This is a genomic window from Chryseobacterium sp. Leaf404, from assembly GCF_001424145.1.
Lineage (GTDB): Bacteria > Bacteroidota > Bacteroidia > Flavobacteriales > Weeksellaceae > Chryseobacterium.
In genome coordinates this window covers 18,988-37,397 of record NZ_LMQM01000003.1, presented here as the reverse complement: position 1 = coordinate 37,397, position 18,410 = coordinate 18,988, and the positions used below count along the sequence as shown (strand labels likewise).

20 protein-coding genes and 1 pseudogene are annotated in these 18,410 nt (G+C 37.8%); 17 read left to right on the top strand and 4 right to left on the bottom strand.

The annotated features are described in order from the left end of the window. Window positions 1-24: 24 nt before the first annotated feature. The 5 genes from ASG31_RS04395 (at window position 25) to ASG31_RS04375 (ending at window position 5,012) form a co-directional block, all read left to right on the top strand. Window positions 25-927 (top strand): helix-turn-helix domain-containing protein, encoded by a 903-nt coding sequence (locus ASG31_RS04395; protein ID WP_056028484.1) that lies wholly within the window; start codon window positions 25-27, stop codon window positions 925-927. A gap of 129 nt (window positions 928-1,056) precedes the next feature. Then, a complete protein-coding gene (locus ASG31_RS04390) occupies window positions 1,057-1,737 on the top strand; it encodes an NADPH-dependent F420 reductase (protein WP_056028481.1) in 681 nt (226 codons plus the stop codon). A 51-nt stretch (window positions 1,738-1,788) separates the two neighbouring features. Next, window positions 1,789-2,565 (top strand): NADPH-dependent F420 reductase, encoded by a 777-nt coding sequence (locus tag ASG31_RS04385; RefSeq protein ID WP_317038651.1) that lies wholly within the window; start codon window positions 1,789-1,791, stop codon window positions 2,563-2,565. A 550-nt stretch (window positions 2,566-3,115) separates the two neighbouring features. Then, window positions 3,116-4,093: an aldo/keto reductase gene (locus ASG31_RS04380; protein ID WP_056028475.1), complete on the top strand. Its 978-nt coding sequence runs from the start codon at window positions 3,116-3,118 to the stop codon at window positions 4,091-4,093. Window positions 4,094-4,253: 160 nt separating this feature from the next. Further along, entirely contained in the window at window positions 4,254-5,012 is a 759-nt protein-coding gene (locus tag ASG31_RS04375) for an SDR family NAD(P)-dependent oxidoreductase (RefSeq protein ID WP_056028472.1), read from the top strand. Between the two features lie 234 nt (window positions 5,013-5,246). Here ASG31_RS04375 and ASG31_RS19045 read toward each other — a convergent pair whose 3' ends face one another. Then, window positions 5,247-5,456, bottom strand: a complete 210-nt coding sequence (locus ASG31_RS19045) for an NAD(P)H-dependent oxidoreductase (RefSeq protein ID WP_082504461.1) — start codon at window positions 5,454-5,456, stop codon at window positions 5,247-5,249. Between the two features lie 44 nt (window positions 5,457-5,500). Continuing rightward, window positions 5,501-5,725, bottom strand: coding sequence for an NAD(P)H-dependent oxidoreductase (locus ASG31_RS19040; protein ID WP_082504458.1), 225 nt, complete (start codon window positions 5,723-5,725; stop codon window positions 5,501-5,503). 24 nt (window positions 5,726-5,749) lie between these two features. Here ASG31_RS19040 and ASG31_RS04365 point away from each other — a divergent pair. The 12 genes and pseudogenes from ASG31_RS04365 to ASG31_RS04320 form a co-directional block, all read left to right on the top strand. Continuing rightward, window positions 5,750-5,995: pseudogene (locus tag ASG31_RS04365) on the top strand (winged helix-turn-helix transcriptional regulator); the annotation flags it as partial. A 260-nt stretch (window positions 5,996-6,255) separates the two neighbouring features. Continuing rightward, window positions 6,256-6,927 (top strand): Crp/Fnr family transcriptional regulator, encoded by a 672-nt coding sequence (locus tag ASG31_RS04360; RefSeq protein ID WP_082504455.1) that lies wholly within the window; start codon window positions 6,256-6,258, stop codon window positions 6,925-6,927. A 200-nt stretch (window positions 6,928-7,127) separates the two neighbouring features. Next, a complete protein-coding gene (locus ASG31_RS04355; RefSeq protein WP_056028663.1) occupies window positions 7,128-7,799 on the top strand; it encodes a type 1 glutamine amidotransferase domain-containing protein in 672 nt (223 codons plus the stop codon). Window positions 7,800-7,805: 6 nt separating this feature from the next. Further along, a complete protein-coding gene (locus ASG31_RS04350) occupies window positions 7,806-8,915 on the top strand; it encodes an L-dopachrome tautomerase-related protein (RefSeq protein ID WP_056028467.1) in 1,110 nt (369 codons plus the stop codon). 28 nt (window positions 8,916-8,943) lie between these two features. Further along, window positions 8,944-9,768 carry an AraC family transcriptional regulator gene (locus tag ASG31_RS04345; RefSeq protein ID WP_056028464.1) on the top strand — a complete coding sequence of 275 codons (825 nt, stop codon included), beginning with the start codon at window positions 8,944-8,946 and terminating at the stop codon, window positions 9,766-9,768. 76 nt (window positions 9,769-9,844) lie between these two features. Further along, entirely contained in the window at window positions 9,845-10,423 is a 579-nt protein-coding gene (locus ASG31_RS04340; RefSeq protein WP_056028461.1) for an NAD(P)H-dependent oxidoreductase, read from the top strand. Further along, window positions 10,423-10,965: an SRPBCC family protein gene (locus tag ASG31_RS04335; RefSeq protein ID WP_157844437.1), complete on the top strand. Its 543-nt coding sequence runs from the start codon at window positions 10,423-10,425 to the stop codon at window positions 10,963-10,965. The genes ASG31_RS04340 and ASG31_RS04335 overlap by 1 nt, the downstream gene beginning before the upstream one ends. A gap of 29 nt (window positions 10,966-10,994) precedes the next feature. Continuing rightward, window positions 10,995-11,144 (top strand): hypothetical protein, encoded by a 150-nt coding sequence (locus ASG31_RS18505; protein WP_157844436.1) that lies wholly within the window; start codon window positions 10,995-10,997, stop codon window positions 11,142-11,144. A 411-nt stretch (window positions 11,145-11,555) separates the two neighbouring features. Further along, the gene (locus ASG31_RS18160; protein ID WP_082504452.1) at window positions 11,556-11,837 is read left to right on the top strand and encodes a helix-turn-helix domain-containing protein; all 282 of its coding nucleotides are present in this window, start codon (window positions 11,556-11,558) and stop codon (window positions 11,835-11,837) included. A 100-nt stretch (window positions 11,838-11,937) separates the two neighbouring features. After that, the gene (locus ASG31_RS04330) at window positions 11,938-13,386 is read left to right on the top strand and encodes a DUF3945 domain-containing protein (RefSeq protein ID WP_056028455.1); all 1,449 of its coding nucleotides are present in this window, start codon (window positions 11,938-11,940) and stop codon (window positions 13,384-13,386) included. Window positions 13,387-13,454: 68 nt separating this feature from the next. Continuing rightward, a complete protein-coding gene (locus tag ASG31_RS04325; protein ID WP_056028452.1) occupies window positions 13,455-15,575 on the top strand; it encodes a type IA DNA topoisomerase in 2,121 nt (706 codons plus the stop codon). 37 nt (window positions 15,576-15,612) lie between these two features. After that, entirely contained in the window at window positions 15,613-15,831 is a 219-nt protein-coding gene (locus ASG31_RS04320; RefSeq protein ID WP_056028449.1) for a hypothetical protein, read from the top strand. Window positions 15,832-15,901: 70 nt separating this feature from the next. Here the strand turns inward: ASG31_RS04320 and ASG31_RS04315 are convergent, their stop codons facing one another. After that, window positions 15,902-16,891: a hypothetical protein gene (locus tag ASG31_RS04315; protein WP_056028443.1), complete on the bottom strand. Its 990-nt coding sequence runs from the start codon at window positions 16,889-16,891 to the stop codon at window positions 15,902-15,904. A gap of 219 nt (window positions 16,892-17,110) precedes the next feature. Continuing rightward, window positions 17,111-18,409, bottom strand: a complete 1,299-nt coding sequence (locus ASG31_RS04310; RefSeq protein ID WP_056028441.1) for a protein kinase domain-containing protein — start codon at window positions 18,407-18,409, stop codon at window positions 17,111-17,113. Window position 18,410 lies beyond the last annotated feature (1 nt).

The window sequence follows — 18,410 nt, the reverse complement described above, 5'->3', positions numbered from 1 at the left end:
AGAAAAGAATCCGAATTGACGACAATGAAACATTTCAAAAAAATCAGCGAGCTTCATGAAGCTCTTGGTGTAAAACCTCCGGAAAACCCACTTTTTAGTACCGCTTATGGCGAACGTGGAGCATGTGACGGAAATACTGTAATCGAGTTTACGTCAGATTTTTACATCATCGGATTTAAAAAATTAAGATCGGGCAGCATGCACTACGGAAAAACAAAATACGACCATGATCTTGGTTCCATGTCTTTTGTAAAGCCGCAGCAAAAAGTGGTCTTTAAAAATGTTCAGTTGGAAGAAAAGGGTTTTTTAATAATCATCCATCAAGATTTTTTGCCGGGAACGCTTCTTCACAACGAAGTAAGAAAATATGGTTATTTTGATTATGAGGTTAATGAGGCGCTGCATCTTTCACCATCGGAAGAGGATATCATCTGGAACTTGTATTTCAGCATTGAAAAAGAATACCATAATAACACCGACGAACTAAGCAAAGCCATTATTGTGAGCCATCTGGACTCGTTGCTCAAATATGCACAGCGTTTTTACAAAAGACAGTTTATAAACAGAAAAGAACTGACCGGCTCTACCGTTACAAAGTTTAATACGCTCCTGACTGCTCATTTTGAAGAAAGAAAAACGACAAACATTGGATTGCCAACCGTGTCACTGATGGCTGAGAAGTTACACATCTCTTCGCGCTATTTATCCGATCTGCTGAAGCAGGAAACAGGAAAGACGGCTTTGGAACTCATTCATCTTTTTTTGATTGCTGAGGCAAAAAATCTGTTGACAGAAGGCGAACTGAATGTAACTCAAATTTCGAATTTGCTAGGCTTCGAAAATGTAACCTACTTTTCTCGCCTATTCAGGAAGGAAGTGGGCATTACGCCAAACCAATATAAAGGCAACAGCAACAGCTTAAATTAATAAACATACTTTTTAAAAAATACGGAAGCCATTCTGTAATTTTTATCATAAACGCTGGACGAAATGAACAGTGGACTATATCGTTATGCAATTATATCAAAATAACAATTAAACAAAATTTAAAATAAAATGGAAATAGGAATTATCGGATCCGGTTACGTTGGAAGTACGCTTGCCGGACATTTAACCGCTTTAGGACATAATGTGAAAATTGCGAATTCACGTGGACCAGAATCTTTGGCAGGAGTTGCTGAAAAAACCGGGGCAACAGCTGTAGCAGTAGAACAGGCAGCATCCGCTAAAGATATCGTAATAGTTGCTGTACCTCCTACGGCGATGGAAAAGCTTCCGGTTCAAATCTTGTCAGCATCCCAGGCAATCATTATAGATGCAGGTAATTATTATCCATCCCGTGATGGAGAAAATCCTGAACTTGAAGGCGGATTGACAGATAGTGAATGGACTGCAAAAGTACTGGGTCACCCTGTGATCAAAGCTTTCAACAATATTCTTTCTACAAGTTTGGCTTCAAAATCAATGCCTGAAGGAAGTCCTGACCGAATCGCTATCTCTGTTGCAGGTGATCAGGACGAGCATAAAGAGATTGTGCAGGCACTTATTAACAAAATGGGTTTTGACGCTATTGATGGCGGACCACTTTCCGAGTCCTGGAGACAGCAGCCCGGTACTCCCGCCTATTGTCGTGATCTTGGTAAAGAATCCTTAGCGGCGGCATTAGAGGAAGCTGATCCGGGCAAACGTACTCAATATCTTGAAATGGCTGACGAGGCAATTCGTCCGTTTTTATAGAAAACAAACAACCGATACGTACACACTTTATATGATACTCGTATGCGGTAAATAACACAGTTTATAACAAAAATTAAAATTAAAAAAATGAATATAGGAATTATTGGAACAGGGTCTATTGGCAGCACACTGGCAGAAAAATTGTCGAATGCAGGACACCAGATAAAAGTAAACAACACACAGGATTTCGCTGAGCTCAGCAACATTGCAGAACAGCTTGGAGCAAAAGCTGCCACTATCGAAGACGTTGTTAAAGATGTGGAAGCAATCATATTGTCCATACCCTTCAGTGCATATAAAGATCTGCCTAAAGATTTATTTCGGGATGTCCCGCAGGAAGTTGTCATTATGGATACTTCTAATTATAGTCCTTTACGTGACGGCGAGCTTGCTGGCTTGGAAGGCAAAACGGAAAGTGAATATATTTCCGAAACATTGGGAAGACCGGTTGTAAAAGTTTTTAATATGGCCTGGGCGTACACACTCAAGCATCAAAGTAAAGCTGCCGGGGAAAAAGGAAGGATAGCGATATCGATAGCTTCCGATAATGATGAGCATAAAAGATTAGCCGCTGAACTGGTCGATCAAATAGGCTTTGATAGCGTAGATGGCGGCAGTCTCAGTTTATCGTGGAGACAGGAACCGGGAACTCCAGCTTTTTGTACAGAACTAAATGTGGAGGAACTTAAGGAGGCTTTGAACGAAGCTGACAAAGGAACGGCTCCCGCCATAAGGGATTATACGATAGACCAACTAATGAAAGCTGATCCACCGCTTTCTCACGAACAAGCAGTTGCTCTAATGCGCTCAGGATCATCAAAAATCTAAAAATAGATAATGTGCAAAGGCATTAGATCCCAAGAGACTTGACACTTGATCTTGAGAAACTGCCGTACTTTTGCTTATGTTTACAAAGAAATTGGCAAAATTCAATAAATTTGGGGATCGTTTATCGAAATTCTGATTGTCAAATTATCAGACCATTTCATCAATAGCTTTTCTATTAGAATGAATCTTCCTCTATTGATTGCAAAGTTCGAAGACATGAAACTAAAGTAGAATGTATTTCGTGTCCATTTTGTTAGTAAATCTGTCAGGACTTGAGCTTTTTCATCTTTTTTTGATTACTAAGGCAAAAAATCTATTGACTGAAGGAGTTGAAAATCTCGAAAATTTCAATTGCTTGGTTCTAAAATTACAACCTATTTTTTCAAGGCTTTCAGAAAAGAAGTAGGATTTCTCCGAACAAACTCAGAGAAAGTATTTTAAATTAAAATAAATAATGCCAAATGATAAAAGAGGCATATTCTTTTCCCGAGTATTATTTTCTATGGATAAGTGGTTTAAGAAAATTATAAATTAATAAAAAATAAAATCTATGAAGCGTATAAAACTAGGAAGCCTGGAGGTTTCCCGTATAGGATTGGGTACGATGGGAATGTCATCCTACTATACAATGGGCCAACAAAATGAGGCCGAGTCGATCCGTACCATTCATAAAGCAATTGACCTTGGTGTTACCTTAATAGATACTGCTGAAATATATGGACCTTATGCTAATGAGGAGCTTGTAGGTAAAGCACTGAAAGGGAAAAGGGATAATGTAGTCCTTGCAACAAAATTTGGTCTTATCTCGCATTTAGGCGGCGGAGTAGACGGGCTGGATAGCAGTCCTTCCAATATTCGATTAGCTGTTGAGGGATCTTTAAAGAGATTAGGGACAGATTATATAGATCTTTACTATCAGCACCGTGTTGATCCAAATACACCTATAGAAGATACAATTGGCATTCTTGCTGACCTGGTTAAGGAAGGAAAAATCAGAAGCATCGGTTTATCCGAAGCTGGCGTAAGTACGATTCGTCGAGCACATAGCATTCATCCAATATCTGCGTTGCAAAGCGAATATTCATTATGGTCCCGTGATCCGGAAGCTGAGATATTACCCGTCTTACGTGAACTTGGAATCGGATTTGTTCCTTATTCTCCACTTGGAAGAGGATTTCTAACTGGTCAAATAACCTCAAATGATCAGATTGCAGACGATGACTTCCGCAAGAACAGTCCAAGATTTAGTAAAGAAAATATAGCAATGAACCTACAAATAGTTCAACAGGTTGAATTGATAGCTAAAGAACTAAATGCTAAAATCGGACAAGTAGCACTAGCTTGGCTATTGGCACAAGGAAATGACATTGCTCCGATACCAGGTACAAAACGTGTAGACAGGGTAGAGGAAAACGTTGGAGCTGATTTGTTAACATTGAGCGATGCACAGATTAAAGTTTTAAATAATTTGACACCAGCTTCTGGAGAAAGGTACCAGGAAGCTTATATGGGAACGATTGAAAAATAAGTTAATTGATTTAAAAAAGTTATACATATAATTTCAATCCAGGGAAACTAAAGTGAAATTGATCATCATTTTTTGCTGATTAGGTAGACTTATGCTACCGAAAAGTATTAAAGGTCTATAGAACGATAATTACAAATAAAATAAATATTTATTAGAAAAAATGGCAAATAAAATAGCATTAATAACGGGTGCGAGCCGTGGACTTGGTAAAGATTCAGCTTTACAGTTAGCAAAAAAAGGATTCGATATCATCCTTACTTATCAGACAAAAAAAGAAGCAGCTGACGAAGTTGTGAAAGAAATTGAAACTCTTGGACAAAAAGCATTTGCTTTACCTTTAGACATTTCTACAACTGCAGGTTTTGACCAATTTGTAACGGAAGTAAAAGATGTTTTAGACACTCAATTCGGTTCTGCGAAACTGGACGCTTTGGTAAATAATGCAGGAATCGGAATCAACGAAAGTTTTGAAACGACAACTGAAGAAACCCTGGATTCAATGACGAATATTCATTTCAAGGGACCTTATTTCCTGACGCAGAAATTATTGCCACTATTAAATGACGGTAGCAGTATGGTGAATTTGTCTTCCGGATTGGCAAGATTTTCATCTCAAGGATATTCTGCTTATGGTGCTATGAAAGCTGCGATTGATTCATTGTCAAGATATCAGGCATTAGAATTGGGAAGCAGAAAAATAAGAGTAAATTCTCTTGCTCCGGGTGCCATCGAAACTGATTTCGATGGAGGTGCTGTTCGTGATATGTCAGAAGTAAATAAATACCTGGCATCCGAGACCGCTCTGGGCAGAGTAGGTTTACCTGATGATATTGGAAGTGTTGTGGCATTCCTTTGTTCAGATGACTCCAAATGGATTAATGCTCAAAGAATAGAAGTATCTGGCGGATATAGAATATAGTAGATTTATAAAAATGTTAGTTAACCCATTAGAGCAATCTCAATGGGTTTTTTATTTATAGACTTAGATTTCACCATCCATATTTGCTGAATAATAAAATGTTCCTTGCAAAGTATTAAAATTTTTTCCATTGTCATACATTGCGTATTCATACATTCCATTGCTTGCATTAGGTTAAATCATCATTAAAGTGTCTTCTTGTGTACAAAGTTTTACTCAAAAATAGTTGCAAGGTCAGATGATAAATCCATTTTCTTCTAAATCAAGGTCGTTCATCTGTGTCTGATCGATGCTTCCATATTTGGTGGTTACGTAATTCTTTTCCGGATCTCCTGTCGTTATCGATAACAAAGCTTTCTTACCCTTGAGAAGGCCGTTTTCATAAATCCTTCCGTTATCATAAAACTTTCCCATCGCAAAAACCTTATCGACCCAGCCTTTCAATAGGGCAAGAACAGAAAACCACCAGAGCGGAAATTGTCAGATCATCAGATCGCACCAAAGGACTTTATCTTGTTCTGCAAGTACATCACTTGCAAAACCGTCGTTTTCATAGGCGAAATATTCTTCGGTTTGCTGCTAAAACAGGCTGTGTTTTTTACAGTGGTAAAATTTATTCTGTCAGAAACAGGATCGAAATTCATACGGTACAGGTCTGATGTTTTTACCTCGTGGCCGTTTTCTTCCAGTGTTTTTATGGCTTGCTGATACATTGAAGCATTAAAGCTTTTTGGTTAAGATTTAGTGAACTGCGCAGGGAAATTCCTTCTGTCACGGAAATGACACTAAGTCTTCAGTTAAAGCAATTGGAAAAGGACGGACTGGTATCGAGAAAAGTGTATGGTAAAAAGCCGCCTGTTAAAGTAGTCTACAGCTTAACCGATTTTGGGAAGAGCTTTGTTCCTGTTTTGGAAGCTATTACCGATTGGGGAAATCAGGCCGTGAGCGAAAAAGGTGAGTTTTTGACCAGTGGTGCGGTTTAATTTTTATTTGGGCAGGTGTGCAAAAAAGGGAAACTCTGATTGCCATTATTTGATCTTGAAATCTTTTAAACTGAAACAGAAATTAAATAATTACAAAAAGATTTCGCTCTTTTTAGAAACAGCTTAGATGGAAATTGTCACTATTCAGGATTCAGCATCTATCACAAATATGATATAAAATTATCATTTAAATAATTTTAGTAATATAAAATAAGCAGCGATATTTACATACAATAATAAAGACCATACAAAATATAAGGATGCCTGAAAACACCACTGAAAATAATGCTGATGGGAAATTATCCCATACTGATATTTTACAGCATTCAAGATCAGAATCTAAAAGGATTTTTGAAAATCATAAAAAATATGGTTCTGAATTAAGACAGCATTTTGAAAAGATCATAACGCTTACAGACCAGGAGTTTGATCACATCATTTCTCATTTCACATCTAAAAAACTCAAAAAGCACCAATTTCTGGTTCAGGAAGGGGATAATGTGACCAATGACTATTTTGTAGTAAAAGGCCTGCTCAAAGCGTCGTTCACCAATGATGAAGGCAAAGAAAATATTCTACAGTTCGCAATGGAAGATTGGTGGATCACCGATTTTCAAGCGTACTTTAATCAAACCAATGCAACTTTAAGCATTGACTGTATTGAAGAAGTTGAAGTGCTTTGCCTTTCACTCGCCAATCGTGAAAAGTTGTGTTCCGAGATGCATAAAGTCGAGTCTTTTTTCAGGCGTAAATCCAACTTAGGCTATATCGCATTGCAACAACGTATTCTGTCGCTGATCAACAGCAATGCAAAAGAGCGTTACGAGCAGTTTCTACTGCAGTATCCAATGATGTTTCAGCGGGTTCCCAAAACGCTGATTGCCTCTTATCTGGGTGTTTCCAGAGAAACTCTGAGCCGGTTCTCTTCCTGACTTATTTCTTCTATGTGACATACATCACACAAAATCTGTGATTTAGTTCCTTTGCAGGATATGGCATTATACTCAATTTTGCATTATAAATTTCAAATAATAAAAAGATGCAAAAAGTGTTTCAAAAAATAACAGTACTGCTAACTGTAGTTACAATTCTACTTTCGTTCACTAATCAGGCGACAGCGCAGGCCAAAACAATGAAAAAAATATTGTTTGTGGTGACCAGCCACGATAAGAAGGGAAACACCGGTGAAGCAACGGGCTACTATCTGTCGGAAGTGACACATCCCTGGGAAGTGCTGCACAATGCCGGTTACGAAATAGACTTTGTAAGCCCGCAGGGCGGAAAGGCTCCTGTTGATGGTTTTGATCTGAAGGATGCCGTAAACAAAAAGTTTTGGGAAGACAAAAAATACCGCGCCAAAATTGAAAACACAATGAAGCCGGGCGATGTGAAAACCGAAGAATATGCTGCCATTTTTTACGCAGGTGGACACGGTGCAATGTGGGATCTGGCAGACAATAAAGATCTGGCAAAGATTGCTCAAAAAATTTATGAGAATAATGGTATTGTAAGTGCTGTTTGTCACGGGCCGGCAGGATTGGTAAATATAAAACTGGCCAACGGCAAATATCTGGTAGATGGAAAAAAGATCAACGCCTTTACCAATGAAGAAGAAACAGCCGTAAAATTAGAAAAGGTAGTCCCTTTTTTGCTGGAAAGTAAATTGATTGAACGTGGTGCGATATTTGAAAAATCCGGACTTTGGCAGCCGCACGTTACCGTAGACCAACGTGTAGTAACGGGGCAAAATCCACAATCGGCACATATCGTTGGCGAAGGAATTTTGAAATTGTTGCAAGAATAAAATCAAATGAACATTTTTAAAAACGCAGTATTACTATTGAGTTTGTTTCTTTCAGCAAACCCAATTTTTGGACAATCGCAACATCAATTAGAAATTGTAGCATCGTTTGAATCCGAAAGACCGGGAAATATTGCCGTGTCTGAAAAAGGAAGAATTTTTATCACGATGAGTGATCCCTCCGTTTCAAAATATGCAGTGAAAGAGATTCTACCCAACGGAACTATTCAGGATTTTCCAGACACAGTGTGGACGGCAAAACCAAAACAAAATTCGGTAAAAGGAATTAGCCGAACAATCGGAATTCAGGTTTCAAAGGATATTTTGTGGGTATTGGACATTGGAGACAACAGTACTGTTCCGAAACAATCACCTAAGCTGATCGGGTGGAATATTAACACGAAAAATCTTCATCAAGTTTTCACTATACCGGATGCCGTCTTACACCCATCGTCCTTCCTGCAGGATTTTGTAATTGATGAGAAACATCAAGCAGCCGTTATTGCAGATATGTCTTTGGGCGGAATGATTTATCCCGCAGTTCCTGCTTTTATTATTATTGATCTGAAAACGGGATATAGCCACAGAATTTTTGAAAACCACCCATCTTTTCAAGCAAAAGATGAAGATCTGGTGATCAATGGGCGACCATTAAGTCATATGTACCCTGATGGAAAAATTGTAAAACCGCGTTACCCACTGAATCCAATTGCAATTGATGCTAAAATGGAGTGGGTTTATTTCGGGGCTTTGGGTGGTGAGAAAATCTATCGTATTTCTACGAAAAGTTTAGCGGATGAAAATTTAAATGATGATATTTTAACAAAAAAAATAGAGTATTATTCTGAAAAGCCAAAATCTGATGGATTCAAGATAGACAGCAAAGGACAAATTTTCGTAACCGATGTAGAAAATAGTGCCATCGGGATTTCTACTCCAAAAGGATATTCGATTTTAGTTCAGGATAAATCACTCATTTCTTGGCCAGACGGGATATCAATTGGTTCTGATGATTATTTATACTTTACATCAAACCAGTTACAGAACAAACCTTGGTGGAACAATGGTAAGGATGAAAGCAAACCGCCGTATTATGTCTTAAGGTTTAAAATGAAATAGTTGTAACTTTACACTATTCATAAGAAAAATGGCAGAAAACGAAAAGCATTATAAAAACTTTAAAATAGCTGCTCCTGGAGGCTATGAGGAGATTTTTTCTCATTTTTACTTTGCCGAAAATACAACTGGTGAAACCATTACCAAGACATTACTCCCATCATATCAAACTATTCTCATCTTCAATTTCGGGACGCCGGCTTCTCTTTATTCTATTCAAAAGACCGAACTGAAAGTGGATAAATGCCTTGTCTTAGGACCGATAAAGCAGGCTTTTACTTATTCGCTACCGGCAAATTCAGGGATTTTGGTTGCCAATTTTAAAGATGATGCATTTTACAATTTCTTTGGCAATGCTGCCGTTGCAGAACATCTGCCTGTCAATCCGGATGATTTATTAGATGAGAATTGTTTCACTTCTTTATGGGCGCAACTTAACAAAATAGAGGATATTAATGATAGAGTGGCGTATATTTTAGAATTCTCAAAACCATATCTTAAACAGAGAAATGTAATTGCAGAACAGTTAGCCAATTTTAAAGACACAAATTTGAATCCTATCAAATCTGTAGCTGACTTACAAAACCAGACCGAAAGAAATATCCAGCTCAACCATAAGAAACATTTGGGATACACCGCCAAAGAAATCAGCCGTTATCAAAGGTTTTTAAAGGCTGTTAAACTCATACAGAGTATTGCTTCCTCTTCCAATAAAATGGATTGGTTTGACATCATCAACGAATGTGGTTTCTACGATCAGAGTCAACTGATCCACGATTTTAAGCATTACATCAATCTTAGTCCTACGAAATACCTGAAGTTTCAACAGAATATTTGCAATCCAAAGGCTGAATAAACCATTTTCGTTTTCTTACAATTTTAGCAGACTTCGCTGATCTACTTTTGTTCTATCAAATTTAAACAATAGAACAATGAAACATTTAATTATTTATGCCCACCCAAATCCGGAGAGTTTAAACAGCTTTTTAAAACAAACTTTAGCTGAGCACTTATGGGACAACGGACACGAAGTTGTTATCAGGGATTTATACCAACTCAAATTTAATCCGGTTCTTTCTTTAGAAGATATGCAGGGACAGCGAATGGGAAAAGTATCGGACGATGTTCAAAAAGAACAGGAATATATTTCCTGGGCACACCACATTACCTTTATTTATCCGATCTGGTGGACGGGAATGCCTGCAATTATGAAGGGATTTATAGACCGTGTGTTTAGTTACGGTTTTGCCTACCGGTACGACCAGGGCATACAAAAAGGCTTACTTACAGGCAAACAGACAACCATCATCAATACGCACGGGAAATCAAAAGCAGACTATGAAGACATTGGAATGGATAAAGCGATGTCGCTGACATCAGACAAGGGTATTTTCACGTATTGCGGACTTGAAATCAATCAGCATTTCTTCTTTGACAAGGCGGACAGGCCAGCACCGGAGACCATAGAAAACTGGGCAAGCGGAATTGTATCCACCTATAAACCTGAATGATGATGAAATATAGAAGACTTAGAAATATAGGATATGGTGTGGTCTCTTTTCTTTTGGTAATATCCTCAGTTATTTTTTTACTTGAATACTTCAGTAATTACAAAACATCAAAGACTATTCATCCGGATGCGCCTGTGATCACAAGAAAGAGCATTATAATTAAAGCCCCAGCCGAAAAGGTCTGGAAAGTTTTCAGCGACGTTGATCACTGGGATGCCTGGCAAAAGGAAATTGTAACACCAAAAATTAATGGTGCATTCAAACCCGGAACATCCTTCACCTGGAAAAGTAATGGCTTGACAATAACTTCCACACTACAGACCGTAGAAATCAATAAAATGGCTGGCTGGTCGGGTCCTGCGTTTGGAGCATTTGGCATACACACGTGGTATTTCACTGAACATAATGGGCAAACAACCATCCGTGTGGAAGAAAGTATGGAAGGCTGGCTGGTCAACTTGTTGAAACATCAATTTCAATCCAGTCTTGATACGTCCATAGATTATTGGCTCAACTCACTAAAAATTGAAGCAGAAAAATAATTATTTAACAACAATTAAAATCAAAAAAAATGGAACAGACAACAAAAGTACCTTTCGACAAATCGGCTTACAATCCGGTATTATTTAAAAGCTATAAACTGGCAAAAAAGATTCTAAAATATAGCTTGTATGCAGTTTTAATATACTTTGCCTATGAAGGATTTATGGATTGGGAATAATTCGACGAATAGGAAACCTCTTTAAAAGCTATTAAAAAAAGAAAGGCTGAAGTCAACACTTCAGCCTTTTTAAATTAGAAATAGTCAGGGTATTAACATAAAGGGTTCTTTATAACAGTAGCATAAGACTGAGATAATCAGCATGCACATTTAATGAGGCAAAGATATATTTCAAGCGGGGTCTTCCAAACCACTGTTCGTTCCAAAAGCGGAGAGTCGAAATATTGCGATATGATGAGCTTTTCTTATGCTTTAAGATGATCAAATCTCAATATTCATATTTTATTTATTTAAAAATCTTTTCGGTACTACGAAAAGGTAGTGATTTTATGTGATGTTCAATTTTCAACTTTACCGCAATAAAAAGTTGATCAACTGTTCAAATACATTATTAACATCAAAAATCACCGTATGAATACCGAAAGAACAGAATTTATCGCGTGGATGGAAAGAATTATGGAACGATTTGACATCCTTAAAGAACAAGTGTCATCCAGCCAATCCAGGTTTATCGAGATCGACGGCGAGGTGCTTCTTGACAATCAGGATGTGTTGCAACTCCTAAAGATCAGCTCAAGGTCACTGCAACGCTACCGCACCGCTAAGAAACTGCCATACTACACCATCAGTGGCAAGTTGTATTACAAGCTCTCCGATGTCCATCAGCTCATCAGAGAATGTTTAAGTTCATAAGAGGACAGAGACAGTAACAGCTAAAGAAACATCTCAGATACCATTAGTTAAAGATTGGCAGTTGCTGCATCTATTTTCGTCTCATTAAAAATTGATCGTGATGGAAGAAGCCGTACAAAATGAAACGAATCAAATCAAGCCGGTGTCAGATACACTGCTTGTTCTGAATATCAGCACCAATGCTGTCGAGATGGTGAAAGGCGTAGACAAAGATGGGAACCTGCAAAAGATCTCTCCAAATGAGAAAAAAGACAACGACCAGCTGATCAGGGTTGACAAGCACGGCGATATCTTCTCCAACTTCTTCTCCAATTTTTACAGACAGCTTAAAAACCCTTCGCATTTCAATTTCTTCAAGGTCTCGGAGTATGATGCTGTCACAACGGCTAAAGACCTTCAGCAATATGTCGATCAGGCATCCCCTGAAGAAAAAGAAAAGCTGAAGGAATATGAGGTCCTACCAAACAATACAAACCCAATAAAAAATCAGAATACAATGGAAAACAACACAGAAACTCAGGAATACCGTTTTCAGCCGGAACAGATCGACTGGAAAACGATGGAGAAATTCGGGCTCAATCGTGAAAAGCTTGAAAAGATGAATGCTTTAGATCCGCTGCTCAGAGGATTTAAAACCAACAATTTGGTGCCTATCACCATCAATCTGGGAACAGCCGTCAGCAAGATGGATGTCCGTCTATCCCTGCAGACAGCCGACAACGGCGAAGTAGCTATTAACCTTCACGGCATCCGAAAGGAGCCAAGCTATAATTTGAAGTTTCTTGGTCACGAGTTCACTGAAGAAGACAAGAAAAACCTCAAAGAAAGCGGAAACATGGGCAGGGTCGTGGATCTGGTCAACCCTAAGACCGATGAGATCATCCCATCCGTCATCAGCCGTGACCGACTGACCAACGAACTCGTTGCCTACAGGGCAGAGTATATGAAGATCCCGGATGAGATCAAGGGCATCAAGCTGGATGATCGCCAAAAACAAACTTTGCTGGAAGGGAAGCCGCTTTACCTGGAAGGAATGACCTCCAAAAAAGGAGAACTGTTCGAGGCAACGGTGCAGTTCAATGCCGACAAACGCTATGTCGAATTTATTTTCAACAAAAACCAAAAACAGCAGCAAACGCAACAGCAAAACCCATCCAGTCAGCAAAATCAAAACAAAGATGGGGAAGCTCCGAAAGTTTTCCGAGGAAGAGAATTGGACGATGCGCAATACGAAAAATTCAAGGCAGGGCAGACGGTGTATGTCGACGGTCTTGTAGATGGCAAAGGAAAAGCCTATCAAGGCTACATCACCTTCGATAAGGAAACGTCCAAAACGGACTTTTCATTTACCAATCCCAATAAACTGAAAGAAAAAACCCAGCCGTCGGAAGACCACAAAACCCAAAAGGCGGTCAATTCAGACGGCAAGACTAATGAGGCCACCAAGAACATCAAAGAACCGTTGGGACCCAAACAGCAGCAGCCTGCCAATAAAAAGCAGGAAGCAGAGCAGAAGAAACCGACCCAATCCAAAGGACGCAAGATGTGATCAAACACTGACGATTCCAAACAATTCCAATCCAATAATATAAATTAAATCAAAATAAATCCAATCCTATGAAAGCCATCATCGCAGAAAAGCCCAGTGTCGCAAGAGAGATCGCCCAACTGTTAAATGCCAACGAAAGAAAAGACGGTTACCTGGAAGGCAACGGGTATTGCGTAACCTGGGCATTAGGTCATCTGGTATCATTGGGGATGCCCGAAGATTATGGTATAAGAGGCTTTGACAAAGCTTCTTTGCCTATCTTTCCAGATCCATTCCTGTTGATCCCAAGGTCCGCCAAAAAGCAAAATAAAAAAGGCTATCAGCCTGATCCGTCAGCCCTCAAACAATTAAAGATCATCAGCAATGTCATTGACCAATGCGACAGCATCATTGTAGCTACCGATGCAGGAAGGGAAGGAGAGCTCATCTTCCGATACATCTACCAATATCTCAGATGCAATAAACCATTTGAAAGATTATGGATCAGTTCCCTTACAGAAAAAGCCATACAGGAAGGTTTCAAAAAACTCCAGAAAGGTTCAGCGTTCGACGGTTTGTATCAGGCTGCAAAAGCCAGAAGCGAAGCCGACTGGCTGGTCGGGATCAATGCCACCCAGGCATTGAGCATTGCTGCTAACCAAGATGTGTATTCTTTAGGCAGGGTACAGACCCCGACACTGGCTTTGATCTGCAAACGATATGAAGACCATAACAATTTCACGCAGAAAAAATATTGGCACGTACAGCTGAAGCACCGTAAAGAATACCTGAATTTCACCAGCCAGTCCACCGAACAATGGGACGACAAAAAACAGGCAGAGCAGATCCTAAGATCCATAGAAAGAGAGGGCATGGCTACTGTTGACAATGTCTCAATCCAAACTGTAAAAGAAACAGCACCCCTACTTTTTGATCTGACCGAACTTCAAAAGGAGGCCAACAGAAAACTAGGATTATCAGCCGATGAGGTTTTGCAAACGGCACAATCACTTTATGAAAAGAGATTCATCACATATCCAAGGACCGGCAGCAAATATATTCCAGAAGACCTCTGGTCAGAGATCCCGGAACTGGTCAGGATCCTCAATACGGTCGATCAATTCAAACCTGCCATTTCAACGCTCAAATTCGGCAACTTCAACAAGCGTATGGTCAATGACCTCAAGGTGACCGATCACCACGGACTGTTGATCACCACAAAAATACCATCTGCACTCACTGCAACCGAGAAAGCGATCTATAATATGATCGCCTACCGTTTACTGGAATCCTTGTCAGAACATTGCAGCAAACAGGTCAGCCACATTACACTCAAAGTACACCACTATGAATTCAACATCAAAGGATCAAAAATACTAACCAAAGGCTGGCGAGCCATCAAAGGGATACTCTCAGAACATAACGATAATAACAAAAATAACGACAGCACTTCCAATAACCATAATGTTGAAGAAACACTTATTGACCTGCCAGAAATGAAAATCGGGGATGAGCTGAAAATTTCACAAGCAGACCTACAAGAAAAAACAACCCAACAGCCCAAACTGTACAGTGAGGCAGATCTGTTGTCGGCGATGGAAAATGCAGGAAGATCGATCGAAGATAAAGAACAACAGAAAGCCATTTCAAATATCGGGATCGGAACACCCGCAACCAGAGCTTCCATCATTGAAACCCTGCTCAGCAGAAACTACATCATCCGAAAAAGCAAGACTTTAGTACCAACCGAAAAAGGAATCAAAGTTTATCACCTTGTCAAAAACCAAAAGATCGCCAATGTGCAAATGACCGCAGAGTGGGAGATGGCATTGGATAAGATCGAGAACGGCGAACTCGATGCAAAACAATTCATCACTGATATCAAAGACTATACATCAGAAATTACCAAAGAACTATTATCATTGTCAATCCCTCATGAAAGCATTCCTGATCTACAATGCCCAAAATGCAAACAACACAACCTCATCGTCAAGGAAAAGATCATCAAATGTCCTGATGAGCAGTGCAACTGGATGCAGTTCAGAAATGTATGCGGCGTACAGCTCAGCATACAGCAGATCTCTTCACTGATCAACAATGGAAAAACCCCGCTCATCAAAGATATGAAGGCCAAGAACGGCAAAAAGTTCAGTGCCTACATCGTTTTGAAAGAAGATCACAAAACCATATTTGAATTCCCGGATCACTAAATTTATTCTAAAAATTAGTATCTTAGAAATAAAAATCATGAAAGTTTTTTTATGTTACCAGCAAGGATCAGTAGTGATCAAATGGAACCTCCCATTCTTTCCCCGTATAGGGGAATATATTTCAATTGAAGAACTTTTATCGGAGAAAGAATTCAAGCAGCTGGGCACAAAAAAAGATTACCTCAAGATCATCAACATCTCCTGGTTTCTGTATAAAGATGGCAAAGAATCTTCTGTAGAAATTCTACTTGAATAATTTTGTTATATACCTTATGGTGCCAATAAACTTTTAATTTTTTCTCAGTAGTTATCAAAAGTACATAAAATCAATAATGCTGTATGTTTGAAATTTCTGTTAAAAATTTTCGAGCTTTAATTTTTTCACTATCGTCCTTGTACGATTTTTTCAAAGATGCAACTGATTTGATTATTGAGAATGATTTAGCTAGATTTTTTAAAATTTCGATTTTTTCTTCACTAAAAATAGAAGTAACAGAATCAATGGTTATAACAGAAGCAGCAGCAAAAAATAGGATTATTTCTTTTGAAAATGATTTTTCATACTCTTCTAGTGACTTTATGAACTCATTTGGATTTTTATCATCCTCTAATGACTTATAGAAATCATTTAAGCTTCTATTGAAACTAACTCTTAGTTCTTTAACTTGTTCGTTTTTTCTAAATTCTATGAATTTCTCTATTGGAATTTCTTCTAGATTTTTAGGCAATTTGGCTTTTATAATGGTTTTTGCCAAATCCTGAATTTTATCACTGCTGTTATTATTTTTTTTAAAAATAGACATTGACAGCATATCAAATTTTTTACTATCTGTAATTGGATTTGCAGACCCACTTTGAGCAATCCTACTTGCTAAAAAGGTCATAAATAGTTGGGCAAGTTGAGGGGAAGTAATAATCCCATTTGGAGATTCGCAAGCATATTCTCTGGTGATAAGCTCCTCATGAAAACTTGCATTGTATTTTTCATTGAATATTTCATAATTCCAATTATCACGATCTTTAAATTTTCTAATAATATTTGGTACGTCGAAAATATCTCTATAAAAGTCAGGATAATTCTCTACTGTTTCGAGTTCTTTAATTGTGTCCAGCGATGCTAATGATGCCTGCTCATATTGAGGGTCAATAATTTTGACGACATCTGTTTCTTCTTTAATTTTGATGAAGGTCTCTGATAATTTTTTCTCTCCATTTTTTGGAATTATTGGTGAGAAATTATCTACATAAATTAAGGCATATTTTAGCCAATTGTCATTTTTGGGCTCAAAAGTTGGATAATATATTAAGTTTTTCATGGCAAAGAAATATTTATAAATTTGACAGCTATTTTTAAGAGATTATAGTGTGTTAATTTGGTTATAGTTCAGTTTCATTGTGTTATGATCTGGAGATTTATTATTGAAGTATATTGCAAAAAAATACTTCAAAGCAAACGCTATGAAGTAATGTTATTTGATAAATCATTGTATAAAAACTTCGAAAAGGTCGATGCTTGTGCAAACTGGAGTCTATGCTTACAAAGCTTGAGCAATCAGATTATGATAAGCACTTTTATTGCGATTTATTTGCTTTACACAAAGTTCAAAATTACTTTTATTACGAGGTTCAACTTCAATTTCAATCTGAATTCTAAAGGCTAGGTTTTCATCTATATCTGCATTAGCCATTTTAACAACATTCTCCATAACAAACCATCTGTTATGGCTTCTACCAAGTTGAGCAGCCGAAGTTACACAATTTGCCTTTAAATCATTATTTTCAACTTTATCATAGATATTTTGAATTAATTTTATAACGACATCACAATAATCAAAACTAAATGAACTCTTTTTTATCCAATCTACATAATAAAGGCTAAACTCTATAAATAAATCATTATCAACTGAAAACAATTTATCTAAAATTTCATTATTTAATTCTTTAAATATGCTATTTAAATCTACGTCATCCTCTTTTATATAAAAAATTAAATCTGTAAAATTTTCTATATTAAAATTTTCTAAATCTTCAAATTTCTCAATCTGTTCTTGCGAAGTCGATGAAACAGTGGCAGGACCTTTTGATAAAATGTATAGTAACTTATCTCTTAAAATACCAATATTGCTGAATCTGTCTTTAGGCTCCTTTTTCGAGCATTTCTCCAAAATAACACCCATTTCTCCAGAACAACTGAAACTTGAAAAAGGTAAGCGTGTAGAATTACCAAAAATATCATGAAGTATTGCTCCAAATGAATATATATCTGCTCTCCTGTCAACATGCTTAAAATTAGTATGTTGTTCTGGAGCCATATAAATAACTGTGCCAGACCACTCATTTGACGAGGTGATGGATAAATCTGTTATATCCTTATCGGGTGTTACTAAACCTAAATCCGATAATTTCCAAAATCCATCATGATAAAGTATATTTCCTGGTTTTAAATCTCTATGAACATAACCAAGTGTATGTAAATATTCTAGTGCATTTAATATATCACCTAAGCCATCAGGTTGTTTAGAAGTAGTTCTAATAAGTTCGATTTCATGACCATAGTCATAATCTGCAATAGGCATTAAGTACCAAGGGAAAGGCCCTGATAAGTCATAATGCACTATTGGAATAATATATTCCTTTTGTAGTTGCTTCTGAATTCTGATTTCTCTAATAAATCTACTTCTACATTTATCAACAACATGAGCTGAGATACTATGATTAGGGACTAATGAAAATGTTTTTCTTGCATAAGTTTGCCCATCATCACAACTTACTTTTTCAATTATTCCATGTCCACCTCTTGTATTTATAGGACCGAGGACGTCAATTATTTTCATT